Here is a 21,641-nt window from a genome sequence, read left to right on the forward strand (position 1 = left end):
ACAAATAGGTAAACTGCATCCAATTCTCTAGTTTCTTTTTAGGCTGCTTATATTATAATGAAACAAGGATTAAAAAAGACAGGGTAAAACAATCGATTAAATAAGTATAAAAGAAGGTAAGGGAGTAGGTCTATGAGTAGCTTTAACAGTCAGTTTTTGTATTCCATTACAATTATTCTATTAGGATACATACTAAAACGAACAAACCTCCTTCAGCAAAAAGACGGGGAAGCTTTAGCAAGAATTATTTTTAATATTACAATGCCTTGCTTGATTATTGTTACATTCAGCAGTATTAAAATTGATGGATCGCTTATTTTACTATTAGTTATTGGGATTGTCTATGGCTTGCTGTTAGCTGCAGTCGGAATTTTTGTTTTTCGAAAAGATGAGCGAAAGGTGAAAGGCATGCTGACGATGATGATTCCAGGGTTTAATATTGGAATGTTTGCTTATCCGTTAGTAGAAGGCATTTGGGGAAAAGAAGGGCTTAAATACTTTGGTATGTTTGATGTCGGAAATGCTTTTGTTATTTTTGTTTTATGCTATGTAATTGGCAGCTACTACTCAGGGGATGATATTGACATTGAATTTAAAAAGATTTTATACAAAGTATTAAAATCGATGCCGCTTCTGACCTATGTAATCATTTGTCTTCTTGCGATTATAGGCATTCATTTACCATCATATGTATTAGACGTCTCAGGTATTATCTCTAAAGCGAATATGCCGCTTTCTCTTTTGCTTTTAGGCGTATATTTAAATTTTTCGTTCCAAAAAAGCTACTTAAAAAAAATTATCATGTTTTTAAGCATTCGCTACGTGATCGGACTTGGCGTAGGAATTGCGCTGTTTTTCTTGCTTCCATTTGAAGATATGTTCCGGTATACAATTTTAGTTTGTTTCATTCTACCCGTAGCGGGATCCGTTTTACCTTACGCAGTAGAATTCAAATACGATCAGAAATTTGTCGGGACCGTTTCAAATATGACCATTCTGCTTAGCTTTTTGCTGCTGTGGGGAATGACAAATATTTTAATGTGAATAACAAAGGACGCTCGCACTTGTGAGCGTCCTTTTTGATGAAAAAAGGATATTCCCAAATAAACAGAGGTAAGCTAGGAGAAGAGAAAATCCATCATACATACAACCTGACGGGAGGAAAAAAAGTGGAGTCCTTAACTTTTGTTTTATTTGGCGCAACGGGTGATTTAGCAAAAAGAAAAATCTTTCCTGCTCTTTATAATTTATTTACAGACAAAAAGCTCCCTGATGCTATTTCTATTATTGGATCAGGATACGAGAAGCTATCTCATGAGGATTTTAAAGAACGTGTAAAGCAATCTATAAACGATTTTTCAAGACGGAAAATGGAAAGTAACGAGGAAGATTTTTTGTCGCTGTTTCATTACCAAGCAGTAGACGCAAGCAAAACAGAAGATTACAAACAGCTGCTAAAGCTTGTGAATGAGCAAGAAACAACTCATAGAAGTAAAGGAAATCGTTTGTTTTATTTGTCCGTAGCACCAGAATACTTTGATGTAATTGCGCTGCATATAAAAAAAAGCGGCTTAGACCAAACGAGCGGCTGGAAGCGTCTTATGATTGAAAAGCCATTTGGACATGATCTTGCTTCTGCAAGAAAGCTTAATGAAAAGCTAAGCAGTACGTTTAAAGAAGAAGAAATTTATCGAATTGATCATTATTTAGGTAAACCGATGGTGCAAAATTTAGAAGCGCTTGAATTTACGAACCCTGTACTGCAATCATTGTGGAATAACAAACACATTGCGAATGTCCAAATTACAGCAAGTGAAACAGTCGGTGTTGAAAATCGTGCAGGGTATTATGATCATACGGGAGCCATACGCGACATGATTCAAAATCATATGCTGCAGGTTCTCATGATGACAGCCATGCATCTTCCAAAACGAATTTGCTCAGAAAACATTTTAGAAGAAAAGCAAAAAGTAATGGAGTCACTGAGGAAAATTCCAGCACAAGAAGTAGCTCGCGATGTTGTACGAGGACAATACGGAAGCGGAGAAATTGATCACAAATCTGTTAAAGGATACAAAGAAGAGCCCGGCGTAGAAGCAAACTCTAAAAATGACACGTTTGTAGCCGCTCGCTTATGGATTGATAATCCATTTTGGAAAGGTGTTCCTTTTTATATTCGAACGGGTAAACGAATGAAAGAAAAATCAACTCGTATCGTCATTGAATTTAAAGATTCGTTAAAAGGTCTGTATGAAACTCCTTATGATAAAGTAGCGCCAAACTTATTTATTATTGAAATTAGCCCAAGCGAAAACGTCGCTTTGCAGCTTAATAGCAAAAATCCATTAAAAAATGGTGTGATTGAGCCGGTTCGTATTACGTTTTCAAGAGAAGAAGAAAGTGTGCCGGAGGCATATGAACGAATTATTTACGACGCATTAATCGGCGACTCCACATTTTTTGCCCATTGGAAAGAAGTAGAGCTATCTTGGCAGTGGGTACAGCCAGTATTAGATGCATTTGAAGCTGATATGCTGCCGCTTTATGAATATCCATCTGGTTCACAAGGCCCTGAAGAAGCACAAAAATTAGTTGCACAGGAAGGCTTTAAATGGTGGCTCGATGACGATGAACATGGGGAAGCACCTGGAGTGTTTTTGCCGATTTGAAAAAGACATCTCTTTGAGGGATGTCTTTTTTACGGTTTGTATATTCTGAATTTTCTTGAGATGATTATTTTCCCTGCGTATAATCAAAAGAGTATAATCCATGAGGTATTGTGTATAGATCTATATAAAAAGACGCAGGGGGACTTTTGATGAAAACGTTAAAAATAGCGAATATACCAGGAGATGGAGTAGGGAAAGAAGTTGTTCCAGAGGCAGTTAGAGTTCTTCATACGATTGCAGAGCTTCACGGGGGATTAAAATTTGAATTTACAGAATTTCCTTGGAGCTGTGATTATTATTTGAAGTACGGACAAATGATGCCGGAAGATGGGCTACAGCAGCTTCAAGACTTTGACGGAATTTTTTTAGGAGCCGTAGGAAATTTAAATCTTGTGCCAGACCACGTGTCGTTATGGGGTCTGCTTATTAAGATTCGTCGAGAATTTCAGCAGGTAATTAATATTCGTCCGGCCAAGAGGCTAAAAGGCATCGCATCTCCACTAACGAACCCAAAAGACTTTGATTTAATTGTTGTTCGTGAAAATAGCGAAGGGGAATACAGTGAAGTAGGAGGCCGGATATATCAAGGAGAAGATCAAATTTCGATTCAAAATGCGGTTTTTTCTCGAAAAGGAACAGAACGAGCGATGCGCTATGCCTTTGAATTAGCTTCTAAAAGAAAAGCCAAAGTTACAAGCGCCACGAAGTCAAACGGAATTGTTCATTCCATGCCGTTTTGGGACGAAGTGTTTCAAGATGTTGCAAAGAGTTATCCTCATATTGAAACAGATTCCCAGCACATCGATGCGCTGGCGGCTTTCTTCGTAACAAATCCAAGTCGTTTTGATGTCATTGTGGCAAGCAATTTATTTGGAGATATTTTAACAGATATAGGAGCTGCTATTATGGGGAGTATTGGCGTTGCTCCTGCTGCAAATATTAATGTGAACGGAAAATATCCTTCGATGTTTGAACCGGTGCACGGGTCTGCTCCTGATATTGTCGGAAAAGGAATTGCAAATCCAATCGGACAGATTTGGACGGCTAAAATGATGTTGGATCATTTTGGTGAACAAGAAGTAGGCAGTCATTTGTTAGAGGTTATTGAGCAAGTGACGGAATCGGGTATCATTACACCAGATGTTGGAGGCAGCGCAACTACTAGTGAAGTAACGGATCAAATTATTTCTCATTTAAAAAAGTGACGCTTCTAAAAGAGGCTGGGATAAAAGTAATGTAGTTGAAGGGAAATCCGAACGATTAATCGTTCGGATTTTTTCATTGTGATGTTGAATGTAGGTTTCATTTATTGATTTGTTTCTATAGAAAAATGAAATCGATAAATACATGTTGACACTTACATATATGAACCCTATAATAGTTTGAGTTGAGATAATTCGTATACATATTATTTATGGACTATGCTTTAGTTTGTTTTAATAAATAGGTACGAATGAAAAGATAAAAGGAGGAAAATCATGCAGAAATCGAAATTATGGACAAAAGATTTTTTAGCGGTCTCACTGACTAGCTTTTTTGTTTTTGTCATTTTTTATATGTTAACTGTCACATTGCCGCTGTTTGCAACGGATGAACTTCATGCAAGTAAGCAAAGCTTAGGGTTAATTGTGACAATTTTTTTAGTCTCCGGCATTGTGTTCAGACCGCTAGCCGGTAAGTGGATGACAACATTAGGACAAAAGAAAGTCCTATTAATAGGTGTCTTCATCTTTTTAATTGGTTCTATTTTATATATGAATATTCACTCATTATCAGCGCTGCTGCTGCTGCGTGTGCTTCATGGTATTGGTTTTGGAATGAGCACAACTGCTACAGGAGCAATTGTTGCAAATGTAATCCCTGAACAGAGAAAAGGAGAAGGGATGGGATACTATGCGACGTTCATGAATTTAGCGATGGTAGTGGGTCCGTTTGTAGGCTTAACGTTAACAAATACTTTGGGTCATGCAGCGGTCTTTACCGTTGCGATTGTATCTTCTGTTTTAGCAGCATTATGCAGTTTAGTACTTCGTGTACCTGAGGTGGAGCCAGCTTCTTCTGCAACAAATAAAATACAGCCAGCTAAAGGTCTTGCGGCGTTTTTTGAATACCGTTCGCTGCCTATTTCTGTTGCTGGCCTTGTGGTAGCTTTTTCATATGCAAGTGTTATTTCGTTTGTGTCTATGTATGCAAAAGAAATGGGCTTTACGCAAGCTTCAAGCTTTTTCTTTGTTGTATACGCGGTGTGCTTATTAGCTTCTAGACCTTTTACTGGAAAATGGTTTGATCAATACGGAGAAAACAGCGTGGTATATCCGTCCATTTTATCTCTAGCTATCGGTATCTTTTTGCTTAGCCAAGCGACAACAAGCTGGGTGTTTTTATTAGCTGGAGCATTGATTGGATTAGGATTTGGAACGATTACATCAAGTTTTCAATCCATTGCTGTAAAAAAAGCTTCTCCTCATCGCCGAGGTGTCGCCACCGCTACGTTTTTTGTGTTTTTTGACTCTGGAATGGGTTTAGGGTCCTTTTTATTAGGCATTTTATCTACAGCAGCCGGGTATAAAGGAATGTATGTCTTCTGTTCCATTGTTGCTCTTTTAGCTATAGCAGTATACCTTGTATTGCACGGCCGAAAAAGCCAGAAACAGCGCATTATTTCTCAAAATGAATCATTAGGAAAATAACATAAATAAAAAAAGGCGTGCTCAAAGGGAGCATGCCTTTTTTATTTATGGAGCTCTAAAGAAAACGAAAACGGCTGCGAGTATATCGATATAGAAGCCCTCCAGATTTCTTTAGAGATTTCTTTTATTCCACTTCTTCTTTTGTAATCCACTCACTGGACCATGTCTGAATTTCCTGAATTACCGGCGCCAGTGCTAATCCTTTGTCGGATAGCGAATACTCGATTCGAACAGGAGTTTCCGGAATAACCGTACGAATGACGATTCCTTCATGCTCTAATTCTTTTAAGCGCTCGGATAAGAGCCTTCCGCTTACTGGAAGTGCTTCTTGCATTTGAGAAAACCGCTGTGAGCCGGAAAGTAGCTGAAAAATGATCAAACTCGTCCAACGTTTCGTTAGTATAGTAACAGCCTTTTCAAAACGCGGGCAGAGTGCTAAACCGTCCATGTTATTACCTCCATTCTCTTCCTATATTATAAAACAAAGTCAGCATTTTATCTAGTGTTGTGTAATTTAATTACTTAAAGAACATAAATTACTTTACGTTTTTATGTTTTAATTATATAATTTATATAATTAAAGAAGTTAATTACTAAAAGTAACAAAGAGAACATAAAAGCTTTACAAGATAAATGTATCGTCATATAATACTTTAAGCAAGTAAAGTTACTTACTTTTAGTAAGCTAATACATCAATTAAAAAAGATAAATGTAGTGAAGTGCTAGAAAAAATATTTGTTCATGTGAGAGATTGAGCACAATGTGAAAAGAGTAGATAAGTGAAAGACACATAAGAGGAGGAAATGACTGTGATTAACGAAAAAGTTGTTTCAATTTTAAAAGATAAAATTAATGTAGTAAAAAATGATGATCATTTTATTTATATAGTAGGACCTATCACGCTTCCGGTGAATCTAGATGGAGAGACACAAGTATTTAGTTGGTATTCATGGTTGCGTTCTGATAATGTAAAAGAAGGATCTTTAAGTACGGAAGAGCTTATTGAAAAAATGCAAGGAGCTAATTTAGCTGACATGCAGCAATCGAGTGTTCTTGTGTACGGAGATTTTCAAGAATCGCATGAGGCACTCATTCGTATGCACAGTATCTGCCATACGGGAGACATATTCGGAAGCAAACGCTGCGACTGTGGTTTTCAATTAAAACAATCGATGAAAATGATTGTCGAAAATGGAAGCGGAGCGCTATTTTATTTAGCAAATCATGAAGGACGCGGCATTGGCCTATTCAGCAAAGCAATGGCATACGTTCTTCAAGAAAACGGATTTGATACGGTAGAGGCGAATGAAGGGTTAGGATTTGAAGATGATACTCGCAGCTATAGTGATGCCATCAGCGTGTTAAAAGTGCTGCGCCAAAAACCGGTTACGCTGATTACCAATAATCCGAAAAAGCTAATCGCACTTGAGAAAAACGGCGCACTTTTATCAGGGCGCGTTCCACTTTGGGGAGATGTATCTCAGTTTAATGAAAAGTATCTAGACACCAAAGTTAAACGTTCAGGACACTTAAAAGAGGAGGTTCTTCTTTGATCAATCACGAATTTTATATGAATATAGCTTTACAAAACGCAAAAGCAACAAAAGGACAAACAGATCCAAATCCGCTTGTAGGATCTGTCATTGTAAACGATAATCGAATCGTTGGAATCGGTACGCATTTAAAAGCGGGAGAGCCTCACGCTGAAATTCATGCGCTGCGAATGGCTGGCGAACAAGCACAAGGAGCGACTGCTTATGTAACGTTAGAGCCTTGTTCACACCATGGACGTACAGGTCCTTGTGCTGAAGCGCTGGTTGAAGCCGGTGTAAAAAAAGTGGTCATAGCAACTTTAGACCCCAACCCTTTAGTAGCAGGTAATGGAGTTGAAATTTTAGAAAAAGCAGGCATTGAGGTCATAACAGGTGTATGTGAAGAAGAGTCACGTCAAATGAACGAAGTCTTCAATAAGTATATTGTAACGAAGAAGCCGTTTGTTTCGTTAAAGTCAGCGATTACGTTAGACGGTAAAATAGCTACTGCTTTTTCTCACAGCAAGTGGATTACGTCTGAGGCAGCTCGTTTGGATGTACATCAGCTTCGTCATGAAACGGCGGGTATCTTAGTAGGGGTGAACACGGTCATTAAGGACAACCCCGAGCTGACAACTCGCATCGAAGGCGGCCGAAGCCCGATTCGTATTGTGATGGATTCGAAGTTGCGTATGCCCCTTGATTCCAAGCTAGCAACGGATTCTTTAGCCCCAACATGGGTATTTACAAGTCAGGGCTATTCAAAAGGAAAAAAAGAACAGCTTGAGAAACAAGGCGTCGAAGTATTTGTCACAAGCGGTGAGGACAAAGTAAATCTTGAAGATATGCTTTCTATACTAGGTGAGAAATTTGTGTCGTCTCTTTTAATTGAAGGAGGCGGCGAAGTGAATGCCGCATTTCTAGAAAATCGTTTAATTGATAAATTGGTGCTGTATATGGCTCCAAAGCTGTCAGGAGGAAAAGAAGCTCCTACTTTTCTAGAAGGAAAAGGCGTAGAAAAGATGTGGGATGCAGTGGACGTGGAGCGTCTTTCTGTTATTTCAATCGGTAAAGACTTTAAATTTGTTGGATATCCTGTTTATAAATGAAAAATGTAAATGAGGCTGGAACAAAAATATGTTAGTTGAAGGAAAATCCGAACGATTTATCGTTCGGATTTTTTAGAGAAGAAAAATAATACACTATTTTACTCTTATAGATTAATTTGCTATTATAGGGAATGGTCAATTTCGAAACATTGCATAAATTTTTAACGTGTTTACAGTTGACTATCTAAATAAAAGCACTATATGTTTATAGAGAGAATATATTATGTGAAAGTAAGGGTGAGAAAAGAGATGAGAGAGTATAGAATTGGGAGTGTTATGAGAGACCTTCGCAAAATGGCAGGGTTGACACAACAAGAATTATCAAGAGACATTTGTACACAAGCGCAAATCAGCAAAATTGAAAATGGTGAAGAATATCCATCAAGCATTACCCTCTATAAAATTTCTAAGCGCCTTGGCGTAGATGTTAACTACTTTTTTGATAGTGTAGAATCACCTCGACTTGATTACGTAGATGCGGTTCAATCGTTAATTCGTCAATATATTCGTCAGAGAGATTATGATGCTATTCATAATATCATTGTAAAAGAAAAAGAAAGTCCCCTGTTTCAAAATCCGCTGAACAAGCAATTTTTAATGTGGCACGAAGGTATTTGCGTGTATTACATTCATCATAATAAAGAAGATGCGCTGTCTAAAATGTACCAAGCGATCGAGCTTACTAAGCAATCGGCAACGTTTTATAAAGAAAGAGAAATTGAAATTTTAAATAGCATTGGGATTATTCTTTATGAAGAGAAAGAGTATGAACAGGCTCTAGATACATATCAAACAGCACTCAAAAGCTTAAATGAGCTGCCCCAAACAAAAGACGAAAATATAAAAATTAGAATTTTAAATGCACTTGCCAAAACGCTTGGAGATATGAGTAACTATGATGAATCATTGATATATAGCAACCGAGGAATCGATTTGTGCATTAGTAATGAATCAATGTATTTATTTGGAGAACTTCATTACCAAGCAGGAGAGAGCTTAATCAAATTAGGTAAAATTGAACAAGGTAAAGAATATATGGAAAAGTCTATGACCATTTTCACCTTGCAGCGAAACGAGCGATTCGTCAAGCTAGTAGAAAAAGAACTTGAAGCTCTATTTGTTTAAAATATTCCTATCATTATAATTTTTGAGAAATTTCTATCAAAATGGAGGAAATCCATGGTTTTAAGGTGATAAATGCTGATAGAAAGGAATTCATCTACTTTTATCCTGTGATACACTAGAGTCAAATCAAAGAAAGAGGAGGAAATAATTATGAAAAAAGTATTAGTCGGTATGGCATTAGCGTTTACATTAGTAGCAGGTGTTGCTTCAGTTGGAACAAGCGTAGCAACAGGAGATTTTTCAACATTAGGTCTTCCAAGCCAACATTAATAAAAAAAGCCGTGCTAAAAAGCACGGCTTTTTTTATTGTGTTTTACTAGACTGATCTTTGTTGCGTTTGTTTCCCATTGAATTATCCCCGCTTGAAATTTCTTCACCCATTTCAACAAGGTGGTGCTGCGTTTTTGGATTACTTTGATTAGCGCTTCCTTTGTTATTCTTTTTTGTCATATCCATTCTCCTTTAAAACGATGGCAATGCATCGAGATTATTTGTTTTGTCATGGTCAGGAATGCTGCGAATATACGTACCGCCGTCTTTCCCTACAAAGGTACTCACATGCTCAACGTCCCCAGCTTCTACTTTCTTTAACGCTTCTTCATAGGTTAAAACGTCTCCTGAAGCCGTTTGGAATTCTAAGAGGTCACCGTCTGCATTTTTACGTACTGCAACGAAACGTTCTTTCATACAAATAAACACCTTCCTTTACATCTATATGGTTGCTGAAATAGTCGTTTTTATTCATTATAAAAAGTGATAAGGTAAAGAAAAGAGTGCAAAGGGGATAAAAAATGACAACATTTAATTGGCATGATCAAGCTCAAGACGAGTGGAACCAAAAAGTATCATTTTGGAATAGTCGAAGTGAAGAAATGTGGAAAAACGGAAGTCGGAAAACAGTGATTCCATTTGTTCAAAAACATCTTAAATCAGGTGGTATAGTGGCAGACGTGGGCTGCGGTGATGGGTTTGGGACATCTCTTCTAGCTGCTTCTGGATACAAAACAATCGGTCTTGATTTATCGGAAGAAATGATTCAAAAAGCATCGCAGCTGCATAAAAGTGAAAATTTGTCGTTCGCTCAAGCTGATATTATGAAGCTCCCGCTGTCTTCTGAATCAGTAGAAGGGGTTATGGTAATCAATGCGTTAGAATGGACTGAGCATCCTCGATTAGCTTTGAAGGAATTGTACCGAGTTGTAAAACCAGGAGGATATGCATGCGTAGGTATTCTTGGGCCAACTGCTCAGCCTCGTACCAACAGTTATCAAAGACTATATGGGGAAGACGTTATTTGCAATACGATGATGCCGTGGGAGTTTGAACAGCTTGCAAAAGAAAATGGATGGGAAGTAATCGATGGCGAAGGTGTATATAAGCGAAATGTTACTGATAAGCTGATTGGACAGCTCCCAAATGAATTAAAGCAAGCCTTAACGTTTCTATGGCTATTTATGCTCAAGAAACAATAAAAACAGCACGCGTCTCCTTATATGTAGCTGTACAAAGGGTACACTACAAACTGGAGGTGAGTGACATGAGTAAAATTAAAAAAGACCGCTCAAAATCAGAGCTAGGTTCACCAAATGTAGAAGGACAAGGGACGACCACTTCTGAACAAGGTGTTCAAAGCAGTTCAGCTAACAAAAAGCAGAAGCGTTCATAACAAAAATAAAACGAACTTGCAGGGAGAACAACGAGCTCACTGCAAGTTCGTTTTATTTACGGTGTCATCTTTATAAGTAAGAAAGTATTGTCTGCAAGATTGCAGATAGCTTATAATAAAATCTGAGCCAATAATTGTAATTTTCTACAAGCTTGGTTTCCATTCGATGTAAAGCGGAGGTGTAATAAATGGTGAATAAAAGATATTTACCGGATACTGCAGCGTCTCATGCAAAGCCTGATATTAGAGAGGCGATACTTTGCATGGGGTGGACGGTTTAGTAATAGACATCGCCTAACCGAGCATATCTCATTTCTAATATATACGGCTTTGCCCCTTATTGTATAAGCAAAATCACATAAGGAGCTGGCAGAAATGACGTATGTAAAAGCAACAAATATTTTACCTGAAGAGCTGATTAGTGAAATTCAAAAATATATTCAAGGAGAAACCATTTATATTCCGAAGCCGCAGAAGGCAAGGAAGAAATGGGGCACTTGCTCTGGTGGAAGAAAGTTGATTGACGAGCGAAACGAACAGATTAAGACGTTGTTCAAAAAAGGAGCTTCAATCGAGGAGCTAGCCCGTGAATACTTCTTATCAACCGAAACCATCAAAAAAATTGTATATAAAAAGCAACGGTAAAAATCAAGCGCGGGCGACTGAATGCCCGCGCTTTTTTAGGTATAGTTTATTTCTGATTTATTTTTTACATTTCGTAAAAGGAATCCATACGGTAAAGTAAAAAGTAGCTGATTACCTGAAGAAGGAGTGAAGAACGTGGAAGCGTTTATAAGAAATGATCAATATAACTTTATCAAAAGCCAAACGCAAATTCTTATCAATGGGTATGGAACAGTGAACAATTCCGATGTGCTGCAGGCTTTAAAAGCTCTTGCAAAAGAAAAAGTATTAAACGCGTTTGGAGTTCTTACTGAGGAACAGGAAGAGTTATTGCTACCGGTTGCTGAAGTTAAAAATAAAGAACAAGCAGAGGTGTTTTTAGAAACGATAAAGCCTTACGTGATTTCATTTAAATCGTTTACAGAAGCTGGCGTGAAAAAATTGTTTCCGAAAGTGAAAAAGTTAAAGATTCCTTCAGTTGATACCATTGATCTAGGGAGCATTTCATATGTTAGCTGGGTCGATAAAGGCTCAAACAAAAAGTTTATCGTAGCGCAGGATCTCTATACTCAGAAGCTAAAAGGTATTCAAGGAACATTTAAGCCTATCAACCAGAAGGGAATATGCACACTTTGCCACAGCTACGAGGAAGTCGGTATGTTCACTGCTGAAATCAAAGGAACTGTTCAAGGAACATTTACCCAACGAGGAAATTATATTTGTCAAGATAGCGAAGCGTGTAATCAAAACTTGCTTACCTTAGATCGGCTTCATGATTTTATGTTGAGGCTCAGTAAATAGCATGCGGCTAATAAGAAAAATACAAAAAAAGAAGGTTCAGTCTCTATACTTTTGGTGAGACTGAGCCTTCTTTATCTATCTGTTTTTCTCGATTGGATTGTCACGATAGCTAATCCAATCGCTCCAGCTGCCGGCATATAATTTTACATTTGGAAAACCGGCTGATTTTAAAGCCAAAACGTTAGGGCAAGCAGATACACCCGATCCGCAGTATACAATGATTTCAGCGTGAGAATCAATAGCTGAAAACATCTCCTTCCACTCTTTATCTGTTTTCCATAAACCTTCTGAAGTTAACACATCTTGCCAAAAAGAATGAATGGCGCCTGGAATATGTCCTGCTACAAAATCAATGGGTTCTTCTAAGCCGAGATATCTCTTTTTTTCACGAGAGTCGACAAGAACAACATTAGGATTATGAAGATTCTCTTTTACGTATTCAACTCCTGCAACTCCCCAATCTTGTTGAACGAAAGGTACAAAAGTTTGAGGAGAAGATGCTGGAACGCTCTTAGTTGTTTCATATCCCGATTGTTTCCAGTTATTAAAACCTCCATTTAAAATTTGTACGTATTCAATTCCTATATATCGCAGTAGCCACCATGCTCTTGAAGCCATCATTCCGTTTTGTTCATCATAAACGACGACTCTGGAATCAGCATTAATTCCTAAGTTGCCGAGCTTCTGAGCGAGCTTTTGAACATCGGGCAGCGGGTGTCTGCCTCCGTGAGAAGTAGCCACAGAGGACAAATCTTTTTCTAAATCCAAATAATGAGCATCCGGGAGGTGCTCATTTTGATAAGCATCTGCTCCTGCCTCAGGCTTTCCAAGGGTAAATCGGCAGTCAAGCAACACAATGGAGTGTTGGGGTTGCTGTAATGCAGTATGTAAGTCAGCCGGTGAAATAATAGTGTTCATAACATTCACATCCTTTTACCAAAATTCTAGTTGAAATAAATAAAAATGAAAAGCTTTAAATATAAATTACGGCAAAGGTATGCTGCTTTCCTTCAATTATTCCCCAGAGAATAATTGACCATTTTAGCGCTTATCTGATGCAGAGTGAAATGTTCCTGTGCTACAGTTATAGTAAGAGTTACATAGTATAAGTTAAATACTCAGCGTAATGTCATACTTACTATTGATGAGAAGGAGAGAGAAAGATGCAAACAAATGAAAAGAAAGAATTTAAACTGATTGCACTAGATATGGATGGAACCCTGCTGAACAATCAGCAAGAAGTTTCTGAAGAAAATCGTGCGGCCATTGCTAAAGCTCAAGAACAAGGTGTTCATGTGGTATTAAGCACGGGGCGATCTCTTTTAACATGCCGTGAATACGCGCAGTCTCTTCAGCTGTCTTCTTACCTTATTACAGTAAACGGAAGTGAAATTTGGGATGAATCTGGACAGCTTGTAGAACGAAAGTTAATTGATGCTTCACACATTGAGAAAATGTGGAATTTAACGCAAGAGCATAAGCTTAACTTCTGGGCTGTGACGACGGATAAAGTATGGAGAGATGAATTTCCAGAAGATATTGCTTCACAGGAATGGCTGAAGTTTGGCTACGATATTCCAGATGATGCTTTACGAGAAGAAGTGCTGAAACAAATAGCAGGCATTTCAGATTTTGAAATCAGCAACTCTAGTTTAACGAATCTAGAAATTAATGCACTTGGTATTAACAAAGCAAAAGGGATCATGACTGTATGTGAACGTTTGGGCATTTCAATGGATGAAGTCATTGCAATGGGAGACAGCTTAAATGATATGGCTATGATTGAAGCGGCAGGTTGTGGAATCGCCATGGGAAATGCTCAGGAAGCTGTAAAAGAAGCAGCGGACTGGGTGACAGATACAAATGTCAATAACGGAGTAGCGAAGGCTATCAGCCACTGGGTACTGAAATAACAGCAGCTCTACACAGCAGGCGGCACTGTTGCACCACTTAACTACTTTCCGCATAAACTGATACTGGATGCCTCCCTTAGAGTTCGTCTTATACGTATATATAAGGAGAAGCCATCTAGTTAAGGAGTGGGGAGTATGAGCGATTTATCATTAGACAAGCTGTTAAAAAAAGCAGAAAATAAGCTGCAGAATGTACATGAAATAGTGCAAGAAAAAGCGTACGAACTCATTAGGCAAGCATATAAAGAAAGTATATTTATTGTGATCACTGAAGGATTTAGATCGATAGAGCAGCAGGATAAACTATATTCACAAGGCCGAACAACACCAGGAAGTATCGTGACTAATGCCAAAGGCGGCTATTCTTATCATAATTATGGACTAGCTATTGATATTGCGCTGCTTGATAACAACGGAGAAGTTGACTGGACCATTGATCGAAGATGGAACAAAGCGGGAGAGGTAGGAAAAAGGATCGGGTTGGAATGGGGAGGAGATTGGAAAAGCTTAAAAGATTATCCTCATTTTCAATATACATTCGGTTTATCTTTGTCGCAGCTTCGAAGTGGAAAAAAACCTGAGAAACAGACGGAAAAGGTTTCAAGAGTGCTAATTGAATACGGAGATCGAGGAAATCAAGTACAGTTAATTCAACGTATGCTTATTCACTTAGGCTATTCTCTTTTTGGAGGAGCAGACGGTATATTCGGGTCTTCCACTCTCAAAGCGGTAAAAGCTTTTCAACAAGCACTTTATCTGCAGGTAGATGGAATAGTTGGACCGAAGACACTCGAAAAACTCTATAGCAATTTTAATAAAACTATGTTCTAAATAACCATAAAAATATGAGAACGAGAAAAGGAAGAAAAGAGATGGATGGAAATCGTCTCTTTTCTTCCTTTTCTGTAGTTATGGTAGAAAAACTGAAATTTATAAAGAAATAAAAAGGATTTTCTAAGCGTAAGAAACGTTCACGTGATCTAACTGGATAACATTGCTCAACAACACGATATCTTTATATATTTCACTTTTTACAGAGGCGTTTGAACAGTTTTGATAGTCTTTCAACAAGCGGCCAAGTTCTTTAATAAATAACAACGTCTCTTGTTCATTAATCATAGTCAAAACTCCTTGTTTAGAAATGAATCCAGGTCATTATATAGGAATTCTATCATATCTATACGCACCTGTTGACAAAAAAAGTTCGTCAATTTTTTTGTGAGAAGAAGAAATTTAGGGATATGTGGAATGCGTTCGACTCTCTCATTTTATACATATGCAGCTTGTCTAAAAATATGAGAGTAGTTATAGTAATATTTACTCCTAATTATGCAACTTAAAACCTATTTTAGAGGTTATCCTTAAATTCCCTTTATTGTAGAGCGATGGAACAAAAAAAGAATGCCTCATTTTGTATCTTTAGTATGATAACGTTTTGAAGAAATAGGGCATATCTTTGAGTTTTAAGATGGATTTGAATTAGATCTTTTGACACGCACTTTTTGTAGGAGAGGCATATTTACTTTCTATTAAGGTAAATCGTAAAGCTCCAACGAGTTTCTATATCAGAAACTCGTTGGAGCTTAATTTTTTGGATAAGGGATGTGCAATAGTTCTGGGACGGTCACAAAATGATATCCTTCTTGTTTAAGTCTAGGAATGATGGTATCCAGCGACTTTGGGGTGTTGGAAAGGTCCATGGTCCAATGGCCACCGTCGTGCATCAAAACAATTGTTCCAGCGTGCATGTTCTTAAATACATTCTTGGTGATTTCTGCTTCTGGGATTTGCTTCCAGTCTAATGAATCAGAAGACCAGTTAATCGCATAGACATTTTCATTTGGCAGCTCGCTGATCATTTCTTGCGTTAAATTTCCATAGGGAGGACGAAACAGCTGTGTTTCAAACCCGGTAATATTTTTAATAATAGCCTGAGTTTTGGCAATTTCCCAGTGAAACTTTTCAGTCGATTCTTTTAGTAAGTTGGGGTGCCAATAGGTATGAATCCCAACAGCATGACCTTCAGCTACCATTCTCTTCACCAGCTCAGGATGTTCATGAGCTTTTGCCCCGATAAGAAAAAAGGTTGCTTTAATACCATACTTTTTCAATTGATCCAATACATGTGGAGTAAAGCGCGGATCCGGTCCATCATCAAATGTTAGGGCGGTTTGCTTTAGGTGGTTATTACCTTGATAAAGCAAACGGTCACGCACAGCTACACTTTTTACTTGTTCCGCTTTACATAGTGCAGGAAGGGCTCCATTAAATAAGAAGCACAGTGTGAACAGCAGTATACTAATTCTCCGTATCATGTACATGCACGCTCCTCTCTAGGGCAAAGTATAACGTTATGATACCCGATTAAAAACTTTGTATGAAGCTGAATTTCCCTTTTGTGTCAAAACGTATGATATGCATGAAACAGCGCACTATAATAAACAGTTACTATTAGGTGAAGAAAGGAAAAAGCAAATGAAAAAAATAATGATTGCCGTAGCATTGATTTTTTCGCTAAGTTTATCTCCCTTAGCTGAATATATTTCCTATCAAGACGACTATAACGTAAGTGCAAGGTCGTATCGTTCGGGGAAGCGGTCGTTTAATAGACAGCCAAGCGTTAGACAAAATGAGCCGAGATCTAATTTTTCAAATCGCAGAAATGGAACTGTAAATCGAGGCGTTACCCGTTCAAAACGAGGAGGATTCGCTCGTGGACTGCTGTACGGCGGTCTGGCAGGGATGTTATTTGGCGGTTTGCTTGGTCATATGGGTGCACTGGGCGGGATTTTTGGGTTATTAATTAACATTTTGGCTATTGTACTTGTAATTAATTTAATTCTGCGTTTATTCCGCCCTTCTCGTCGCGACAATAATTGGAGATAGACCGTAATTGCTGTCATAAACTAGTAAGAAAGCTCCATATAAATAAGAAAACGCTTTCTATAGTTAATCGAAAGGATGAAACGTATGTCAGCAAAAAGACAGCGCAGCAAATACCTGGCGTTTTGCACAGAATGCGGTCTCCCAAATAGGTTAACATTGTTTCTTTTAAGGCAATACGTTGCGACAGACGAATATAGCGGATTTTATTGTGGGAATTGCGGAATACGAAACGAATTTCCAGATTCGGTCATTGAATATATTAAAGAGCTGTAAAACACAATCTCTTAGAAGATTGTGTTTTATTTATTTGATAAAACTATGTTCTAAATAATAATCGAAAAGAAAGCTAGCTGCTTACAAAAGAGAAATATAATCAATGCAAAAACGACAAATCCATATAAGGACTTGTCATTTTTTATGTTTGATATACGGCCACTCGGTTCTTTCATTCCCACAGATATGGAGTCTCTTGGTAAACATAATAGTTTAGCCAATTCATAAACAGCAGGTTGGCATGAGAACGCCATGTTTTTAAAGGGTTTTTGTCAGGATCATTGTTTGGGAAATAGTGTTCCGGAAGCTTTGGTTCTAGTCCTCTTTCTGTATCTCGAAGAAATTCTTCTTGCAGTGTTTGAACGTCGTACTCTGGGTGGCCTGTCACGAAAACAAACTTTTCGTCTTTAGACATCGCCATATAAACACCAGCTTCTTCAGAGTAGGAAAGAAGCTCAAGGTCAGGATGATTTTTCACTTCATTCATGTCTACATCAGTGTGACGGGAATGAGGAGAATAAAAGACATCATCAAATCCTCGCAGGAGCTTAATCGGTTCTTCACTCGATACAACATGTGTAAATACACCCGTGCATTTATCAGAAAGAGGTCGCTTGTCAATGCCAAAGTGATGATAAAGTCCGGCTTGGGCTCCCCAACAGATATGAAGGGTAGAAGTCACATTTGTTTTACACCAATCCATAATTTCTTGAAGTTCTTTCCAGTAGTTTACTTCTTCAAATGGTATATGTTCTACAGGTGCTCCTGTAATAATCATTCCGTCATATTTTCGTTCTTTAATTTGTTCAAACGTTTTATAAAACTGATCTAGGTGATTTTTACTCGTTGTTTTTGCTTTATGGCTTGCCGTGTAAAGAAGTGTAATATGCACTTGCAGCGGTGAGTTCCCGAGTAAACGTAATAATTGCGTTTCAGCTTTTTCTTTTTCCGGCATTAAGTTTAGGATAACAATATTAAGCGGGCGAATTTCTTGGTTAACCGCGCGCACGTCGTCCATGATGAAAATTCTCTCTTTTTCTAAAATTTCTTTTGCCGGAAGATCACGTGGAATATTAATAGGCAATAAAATTCCTCCTATTCGATTTCGAAGTAATGACGCGTATAAATGTTCTTTCTCACGTGAAGATGAGGTTCAACATTTATGTACAATATACTATTATAGGAATATACAGAATATTAAGCAATTGAATTTTGAAAAAAAAGAGCATTAATATGCGTAATGGTTAAAATGAAATGGTACAATAAGGTTAAATTGGAGCGTTGCTATGCTTTTTTAGCATGACTGAAACTCAGTAAAATTTATAGAGTAGTCGTTCCTGTATTTATTAAACTTCATATCTCCCCCAGAAAACGGATTTTATCCTTTTTTGATGAAGTGTTTAAAAAGAATTCTCAGCAGAAAAGGGGTTTTTATATGACAACTAAGAAGCAAATAAAAAGTGATTTGCAAATTGCACAAGAGGCAACGATTAAACCGATTAAAGAGATTGCCGAGCAGCTCGATATTTCAGAGGCCGAGCTAGAGCCGTACGGACATTATAAAGCCAAGCTTTCTTTGTCCGTTATGGAACGTTTACACACAAAACAAGATGGAAAAGTGATTTTAGTTACAGCTATTAATCCAACTCCAGCAGGAGAAGGGAAGTCGACAGTGACGGTTGGCTTAGCTCAGGCATTACATAGATTAGGTAAAAAAGCGATTGTCGCCATGCGTGAACCTTCTCTTGGTCCGGTAATGGGAATTAAAGGAGGTGCCGCTGGAGGTGGCTATGCTCAAGTGCTACCAATGGAGGATATTAATTTACACTTTACTGGAGACCTGCATGCCATCACAACAACTAACAACGCGCTGGCAGCCATTTTAGATAACCATATACATCAAGGTAATGAACTGCGTATTGATACACGTAAAATTACGTGGAAACGAGTGGTGGATTTAAACGACCGTGCGCTGCGTCAGGTTGTCGTTGGATTAGGTGGTCCGATGCAAGGTGTTCCTCGAGAAGATGGATTTGATATTACCGTTGCATCAGAAATTATGGCTATTTTCTGCTTAGCGTCAGATTTACAAGACTTAAAGCGTCGCTTAGCGTCTATTGTGGTAGCTTATAACATAGACAATGAGCCTGTAACGGTTGCAGACTTAGGTGCACAAGGAGCGCTTACCCTTCTTTTAAAAGATGCGATTAAACCAAACCTTGTACAGACGTTGGAACATACTCCAGCCCTCATTCACGGAGGTCCTTTTGCTAACATTGCCCACGGCTGCAATAGCGTCATTGCAACAAAAATGGCTGCAAAACTAGGCGACTATGTAGTAACAGAAGCGGGATTTGGGGCAGATTTAGGCGCAGAAAAATTCCTGAACATTAAAGCTCGTATGGCAGATATTAAACCAGAAACGGTAGTAATCGTTGCCACAATTCGCGCTCTGAAAATGCATGGGGGTGTTCCTAAAGAGCGTTTAAATGAAGAAAACATTGAGGCTTTAGAAGCGGGAATTGAAAATCTTGAAAAACATATTGAAACGATTCAGGCATTCGGCGTTCCTTATGTGGTAGCCGTGAACCGTTTTGTAACAGATTCAAAAGGTGAAGTAGAAGCGCTTATGAATTGGTGCGCTTCAAAGAATGTTCCAGTTGCTTTAACAGAAGTATGGGAAAAAGGTGGAGAAGGCGGCGTCATGCTTGCTGAAAAAATTCTTGAAGTCATGAACGAGACAGAAAGTCAGTTTTCTCCTCTTTATGATGTGTCAGCTTCGATTCCAGAAAAAGTAGAAGCTATTGCTAAAACCGTATACGGAGCACAAGGCGTAGATTTTGCTCCAAAAGCGTTAAAGCAAATACAGCAATTTGAAGCAAACGGATGGGATCACCTGCCGATCTGTATGGCCAAAACGCAGTATTCATTAAGTGACGATCAGACGAAGCTTGGACGACCAACAGATTTTAAGATTACGGTAAGGGAATTCCGTCCTTCACTCGGAGCTGGGTTTCTCGTTGCGCTAACAGGTTCAATTATGACAATGCCTGGACTTCCAAAAAAACCTGCTGCGCTCAATATGGATATTGACGAGAATGGACACGCACTAGGTATTTTTTAAGAGAAAAGCGATGCCTTGGCATCGCTTTTCTTATGAGATAAAACAAAATAACAGGTATGTTATGAATTAATTTGGCAAGAAAGAAGAAGAGTTGACTGTTCGTATTTTATAAAAAAAGGAAGTAGTTGAAATGTTTGATCCAATTGTATTTGATAATTTAAAAGTGGTTGTAGAAGGAGAGATCTATGATCTTGACTTATCTGGGCAAGTATCTGTTACAAATCGCGAAGATTTTGTAGACTTAGCTCAGTTTACTCGAACGTACCGCATTTCTTTTCAACAGCATTTTTGCTGTACCGCGTCGCTAACTTTATCAACCGACTTAGATAATATTCATGCGGAATTAACGCCTTCCCGTGTAGAAAAACCAGGTTGTACAGTTTATATTCATTTTCAGCTGAAAAAACAAAAAACGTTTGAAGAAGCTGAGTTTCAAAACATACAGGAAATGTGTGAAAGGATCTGGGGAACAACAAGAGTGGTTAAGCAGCGTATTACTCATGAAGTTGGAGGAAACGAATATGAAAACAATATTGCGGTAACCTTTAACCGATTCATTTACGAAGATCAAGTAGGAGATTTAATCGAAATGATTGATTATATGCTGCAAACGACTGATCAGCTAAAGGTTCTTTACGACAAATCATAAGAGCGTTTCAGTTGTACTTCAGAAATAAAGTGAATTACAATAGGGAAAAGGAGGCGTTTTAATGAGCGTGTATGAATACTCTGCAAAAACAATTAAAGACGAAGACGTATCACTATCTAACTATCAAGGTGACGTACTCTTGATTGTGAATACAGCTAGCAAATGCGGCTTCACCCCTCAATATAAAGATTTACAGGCGCTGTATGAAGAAGAAAAAGAAAACGGTCTAACGGTTCTAGGTTTTCCTTGCAATCAATTTGGTGGTCAAGAGCCAGGAAGTTCAAATGATATTGAACAATTTTGCGAGTTAAACTACGGCGTTTCGTTTCCAATGTTTGCAAAAGTAGATGTAAAAGGTGAGCATGCACATCCGTTATTTGCATACTTAACAGAACAAGCACCTGGCCTGCTAGGTTCTAAAGCGATAAAGTGGAATTTCACAAAGTTTTTAGTGAATCGTCAAGGTGAAGTCGTGAAGCGATACGCACCTCAAACTGCACCAAAAGATATTCAAAAAGATATAAAAGAATTGCTGTAAAAGCAGGTGGATCTCCATCTGTTTTTTATTTTTCAGCCAGG

The 21,641-nt window shown here is 38.1% G+C and carries 25 protein-coding genes; 18 read left to right on the forward strand and 7 right to left on the reverse strand.

The features are described from left to right. The first annotated feature begins 132 nt into the window (after positions 1 to 132). The 4 genes from WKH56_RS28520 to WKH56_RS28535 all read left to right on the forward strand — a co-directional run bounded on the left by WKH56_RS28520 (position 133) and on the right by WKH56_RS28535 (position 5,359). Positions 133 to 1,044, forward strand: a complete 912-nt coding sequence (locus WKH56_RS28520; protein ID WP_014460496.1) for an AEC family transporter — start codon at positions 133 to 135, stop codon at positions 1,042 to 1,044. A 125-nt stretch (positions 1,045 to 1,169) separates the two neighbouring features. Beyond that, complete coding sequence (gene zwf / locus WKH56_RS28525; RefSeq protein ID WP_063247256.1) at positions 1,170 to 2,669, forward strand: glucose-6-phosphate dehydrogenase; 1,500 nt, start codon at positions 1,170 to 1,172, stop codon at positions 2,667 to 2,669. A gap of 149 nt (positions 2,670 to 2,818) precedes the next feature. After that, the gene (locus WKH56_RS28530; protein ID WP_221833490.1) at positions 2,819 to 3,874 is read left to right on the forward strand and encodes a tartrate dehydrogenase; all 1,056 of its coding nucleotides are present in this window, start codon (positions 2,819 to 2,821) and stop codon (positions 3,872 to 3,874) included. 273 nt (positions 3,875 to 4,147) lie between these two features. Next, positions 4,148 to 5,359, forward strand: coding sequence for an MFS transporter (locus tag WKH56_RS28535; protein WP_048021319.1), 1,212 nt, complete (start codon positions 4,148 to 4,150; stop codon positions 5,357 to 5,359). 124 nt (positions 5,360 to 5,483) lie between these two features. Here the strand turns inward: WKH56_RS28535 and WKH56_RS28540 are convergent, their stop codons facing one another. Beyond that, positions 5,484 to 5,807: a winged helix-turn-helix transcriptional regulator gene (locus WKH56_RS28540; RefSeq protein ID WP_014460492.1), complete on the reverse strand. Its 324-nt coding sequence runs from the start codon at positions 5,805 to 5,807 to the stop codon at positions 5,484 to 5,486. Between the two features lie 356 nt (positions 5,808 to 6,163). On the opposite strand from WKH56_RS28540, the gene WKH56_RS28545 reads away from it, so the two are divergent. The 3 genes from WKH56_RS28545 to WKH56_RS28555 all read left to right on the forward strand — a co-directional run bounded on the left by WKH56_RS28545 (position 6,164) and on the right by WKH56_RS28555 (position 9,126). Continuing rightward, complete coding sequence (locus WKH56_RS28545) at positions 6,164 to 6,913, forward strand: GTP cyclohydrolase II (protein WP_028408822.1); 750 nt, start codon at positions 6,164 to 6,166, stop codon at positions 6,911 to 6,913. Next, positions 6,910 to 8,001: a bifunctional diaminohydroxyphosphoribosylaminopyrimidine deaminase/5-amino-6-(5-phosphoribosylamino)uracil reductase RibD gene (gene ribD / locus WKH56_RS28550; protein ID WP_063247257.1), complete on the forward strand. Its 1,092-nt coding sequence runs from the start codon at positions 6,910 to 6,912 to the stop codon at positions 7,999 to 8,001. Before WKH56_RS28545 ends, ribD begins: the two co-directional genes overlap by 4 nt. 249 nt (positions 8,002 to 8,250) lie before the next feature. Next, positions 8,251 to 9,126, forward strand: a complete 876-nt coding sequence (locus tag WKH56_RS28555) for a helix-turn-helix domain-containing protein (protein WP_014460489.1) — start codon at positions 8,251 to 8,253, stop codon at positions 9,124 to 9,126. Positions 9,127 to 9,429: 303 nt separating this feature from the next. On the opposite strand, the gene WKH56_RS28560 is transcribed toward WKH56_RS28555, so the two are convergent. Beyond that, positions 9,430 to 9,576, reverse strand: coding sequence for a hypothetical protein (locus tag WKH56_RS28560; RefSeq protein ID WP_342837155.1), 147 nt, complete (start codon positions 9,574 to 9,576; stop codon positions 9,430 to 9,432). A gap of 12 nt (positions 9,577 to 9,588) precedes the next feature. Next, positions 9,589 to 9,813, reverse strand: a complete 225-nt coding sequence (locus WKH56_RS28565) for a DUF3892 domain-containing protein (RefSeq protein ID WP_013056672.1) — start codon at positions 9,811 to 9,813, stop codon at positions 9,589 to 9,591. 104 nt (positions 9,814 to 9,917) lie between these two features. Between WKH56_RS28565 and WKH56_RS28570 the strand changes: the two genes are divergently transcribed. The 4 genes from WKH56_RS28570 (at position 9,918) to WKH56_RS28585 (ending at position 12,217) form a co-directional block, all read left to right on the forward strand. Next, entirely contained in the window at positions 9,918 to 10,598 is a 681-nt protein-coding gene (locus tag WKH56_RS28570; protein WP_028413664.1) for a class I SAM-dependent methyltransferase, read from the forward strand. A gap of 65 nt (positions 10,599 to 10,663) precedes the next feature. Further along, a complete protein-coding gene (locus WKH56_RS28575; protein WP_013056674.1) occupies positions 10,664 to 10,792 on the forward strand; it encodes a YuzL family protein in 129 nt (42 codons plus the stop codon). Between the two features lie 366 nt (positions 10,793 to 11,158). Next, positions 11,159 to 11,437 carry a CD3324 family protein gene (locus WKH56_RS28580; protein WP_285852074.1) on the forward strand — a complete coding sequence of 93 codons (279 nt, stop codon included), beginning with the start codon at positions 11,159 to 11,161 and terminating at the stop codon, positions 11,435 to 11,437. Positions 11,438 to 11,572: 135 nt separating this feature from the next. Beyond that, positions 11,573 to 12,217: a FusB/FusC family EF-G-binding protein gene (locus WKH56_RS28585; RefSeq protein ID WP_048021315.1), complete on the forward strand. Its 645-nt coding sequence runs from the start codon at positions 11,573 to 11,575 to the stop codon at positions 12,215 to 12,217. Positions 12,218 to 12,292: 75 nt separating this feature from the next. On the opposite strand, the gene WKH56_RS28590 is transcribed toward WKH56_RS28585, so the two are convergent. Further along, complete coding sequence (locus WKH56_RS28590; RefSeq protein ID WP_063247259.1) at positions 12,293 to 13,135, reverse strand: sulfurtransferase; 843 nt, start codon at positions 13,133 to 13,135, stop codon at positions 12,293 to 12,295. Positions 13,136 to 13,380: 245 nt separating this feature from the next. On the opposite strand from WKH56_RS28590, the gene WKH56_RS28595 reads away from it, so the two are divergent. Further along, positions 13,381 to 14,130, forward strand: coding sequence for a Cof-type HAD-IIB family hydrolase (locus tag WKH56_RS28595; protein WP_048021311.1), 750 nt, complete (start codon positions 13,381 to 13,383; stop codon positions 14,128 to 14,130). A 135-nt stretch (positions 14,131 to 14,265) separates the two neighbouring features. Then, entirely contained in the window at positions 14,266 to 14,961 is a 696-nt protein-coding gene (locus tag WKH56_RS28600) for a peptidoglycan-binding protein (RefSeq protein ID WP_063247261.1), read from the forward strand. Positions 14,962 to 15,084: 123 nt separating this feature from the next. Here the strand turns inward: WKH56_RS28600 and WKH56_RS28605 are convergent, their stop codons facing one another. Both WKH56_RS28605 and WKH56_RS28610 read right to left on the reverse strand, forming a co-directional pair. Further along, the gene (locus WKH56_RS28605; RefSeq protein WP_013056680.1) at positions 15,085 to 15,249 is read right to left on the reverse strand and encodes a hypothetical protein; all 165 of its coding nucleotides are present in this window, start codon (positions 15,247 to 15,249) and stop codon (positions 15,085 to 15,087) included. A gap of 464 nt (positions 15,250 to 15,713) precedes the next feature. Beyond that, complete coding sequence (locus tag WKH56_RS28610) at positions 15,714 to 16,445, reverse strand: polysaccharide deacetylase family protein (RefSeq protein ID WP_063247262.1); 732 nt, start codon at positions 16,443 to 16,445, stop codon at positions 15,714 to 15,716. 160 nt (positions 16,446 to 16,605) lie between these two features. Between WKH56_RS28610 and WKH56_RS28615 the strand changes: the two genes are divergently transcribed. Both WKH56_RS28615 and WKH56_RS28620 read left to right on the forward strand, forming a co-directional pair. Further along, positions 16,606 to 17,016, forward strand: coding sequence for a hypothetical protein (locus tag WKH56_RS28615; protein WP_048021305.1), 411 nt, complete (start codon positions 16,606 to 16,608; stop codon positions 17,014 to 17,016). Positions 17,017 to 17,100: 84 nt separating this feature from the next. Then, the gene (locus WKH56_RS28620; protein WP_080968666.1) at positions 17,101 to 17,289 is read left to right on the forward strand and encodes a hypothetical protein; all 189 of its coding nucleotides are present in this window, start codon (positions 17,101 to 17,103) and stop codon (positions 17,287 to 17,289) included. Between the two features lie 172 nt (positions 17,290 to 17,461). Here WKH56_RS28620 and metA read toward each other — a convergent pair whose 3' ends face one another. Beyond that, entirely contained in the window at positions 17,462 to 18,373 is a 912-nt protein-coding gene (metA, locus tag WKH56_RS28625; RefSeq protein ID WP_025752026.1) for a homoserine O-acetyltransferase MetA, read from the reverse strand. Between the two features lie 351 nt (positions 18,374 to 18,724). Between metA and WKH56_RS28630 the strand changes: the two genes are divergently transcribed. From WKH56_RS28630 to WKH56_RS28640, 3 genes are all read left to right on the forward strand, one after another. Beyond that, positions 18,725 to 20,413, forward strand: a complete 1,689-nt coding sequence (locus WKH56_RS28630; protein WP_048021304.1) for a formate--tetrahydrofolate ligase — start codon at positions 18,725 to 18,727, stop codon at positions 20,411 to 20,413. Positions 20,414 to 20,543: 130 nt separating this feature from the next. After that, on the forward strand, positions 20,544 to 21,062 hold the full coding sequence (locus WKH56_RS28635) for a hypothetical protein (protein WP_168760665.1): 519 nt from the start codon (positions 20,544 to 20,546) through the stop codon (positions 21,060 to 21,062). 61 nt (positions 21,063 to 21,123) lie between these two features. Then, on the forward strand, positions 21,124 to 21,600 hold the full coding sequence (locus tag WKH56_RS28640; RefSeq protein ID WP_028413651.1) for a glutathione peroxidase: 477 nt from the start codon (positions 21,124 to 21,126) through the stop codon (positions 21,598 to 21,600). Positions 21,601 to 21,641 lie beyond the last annotated feature (41 nt).

It is taken from the genome of Priestia sp. SB1 (assembly GCF_038898415.1).

What these genes read in the sequence shown, in the direction of transcription:
- WKH56_RS28570 (WP_028413664.1), top strand. Translation starts at nt 9,918, where the DNA reads ATGACAACATTTAATTGGCATGATCAAGCTCAAGACGAGTGGAACCAA.
- WKH56_RS28595 (WP_048021311.1), top strand. Translation starts at nt 13,381, where the DNA reads ATGCAAACAAATGAAAAGAAAGAATTTAAACTGATTGCACTAGATATG.
- WKH56_RS28565 (WP_013056672.1), bottom strand. Translation starts at nt 9,813, where the DNA reads ATGAAAGAACGTTTCGTTGCAGTACGTAAAAATGCAGACGGTGACCTC.
- WKH56_RS28530 (WP_221833490.1), top strand. Translation starts at nt 2,819, where the DNA reads ATGAAAACGTTAAAAATAGCGAATATACCAGGAGATGGAGTAGGGAAA.
- WKH56_RS28545 (WP_028408822.1), top strand. Translation starts at nt 6,164, where the DNA reads ATGACTGTGATTAACGAAAAAGTTGTTTCAATTTTAAAAGATAAAATT.
- WKH56_RS28540 (WP_014460492.1), bottom strand. Translation starts at nt 5,807, where the DNA reads ATGGACGGTTTAGCACTCTGCCCGCGTTTTGAAAAGGCTGTTACTATA.
- WKH56_RS28590 (WP_063247259.1), bottom strand. Translation starts at nt 13,135, where the DNA reads ATGAACACTATTATTTCACCGGCTGACTTACATACTGCATTACAGCAA.
- WKH56_RS28600 (WP_063247261.1), top strand. Translation starts at nt 14,266, where the DNA reads ATGAGCGATTTATCATTAGACAAGCTGTTAAAAAAAGCAGAAAATAAG.
- WKH56_RS28640 (WP_028413651.1), top strand. Translation starts at nt 21,124, where the DNA reads ATGAGCGTGTATGAATACTCTGCAAAAACAATTAAAGACGAAGACGTA.
- WKH56_RS28615 (WP_048021305.1), top strand. Translation starts at nt 16,606, where the DNA reads ATGAAAAAAATAATGATTGCCGTAGCATTGATTTTTTCGCTAAGTTTA.
- WKH56_RS28635 (WP_168760665.1), top strand. Translation starts at nt 20,544, where the DNA reads ATGTTTGATCCAATTGTATTTGATAATTTAAAAGTGGTTGTAGAAGGA.
- WKH56_RS28610 (WP_063247262.1), bottom strand. Translation starts at nt 16,445, where the DNA reads ATGATACGGAGAATTAGTATACTGCTGTTCACACTGTGCTTCTTATTT.
- WKH56_RS28575 (WP_013056674.1), top strand. Translation starts at nt 10,664, where the DNA reads ATGAGTAAAATTAAAAAAGACCGCTCAAAATCAGAGCTAGGTTCACCA.
- WKH56_RS28630 (WP_048021304.1), top strand. Translation starts at nt 18,725, where the DNA reads ATGACAACTAAGAAGCAAATAAAAAGTGATTTGCAAATTGCACAAGAG.
- WKH56_RS28520 (WP_014460496.1), top strand. Translation starts at nt 133, where the DNA reads ATGAGTAGCTTTAACAGTCAGTTTTTGTATTCCATTACAATTATTCTA.
- WKH56_RS28555 (WP_014460489.1), top strand. Translation starts at nt 8,251, where the DNA reads ATGAGAGAGTATAGAATTGGGAGTGTTATGAGAGACCTTCGCAAAATG.
- WKH56_RS28560 (WP_342837155.1), bottom strand. Translation starts at nt 9,576, where the DNA reads ATGACAAAAAAGAATAACAAAGGAAGCGCTAATCAAAGTAATCCAAAA.
- WKH56_RS28620 (WP_080968666.1), top strand. Translation starts at nt 17,101, where the DNA reads ATGTCAGCAAAAAGACAGCGCAGCAAATACCTGGCGTTTTGCACAGAA.
- WKH56_RS28605 (WP_013056680.1), bottom strand. Translation starts at nt 15,249, where the DNA reads ATGATTAATGAACAAGAGACGTTGTTATTTATTAAAGAACTTGGCCGC.
- WKH56_RS28535 (WP_048021319.1), top strand. Translation starts at nt 4,148, where the DNA reads ATGCAGAAATCGAAATTATGGACAAAAGATTTTTTAGCGGTCTCACTG.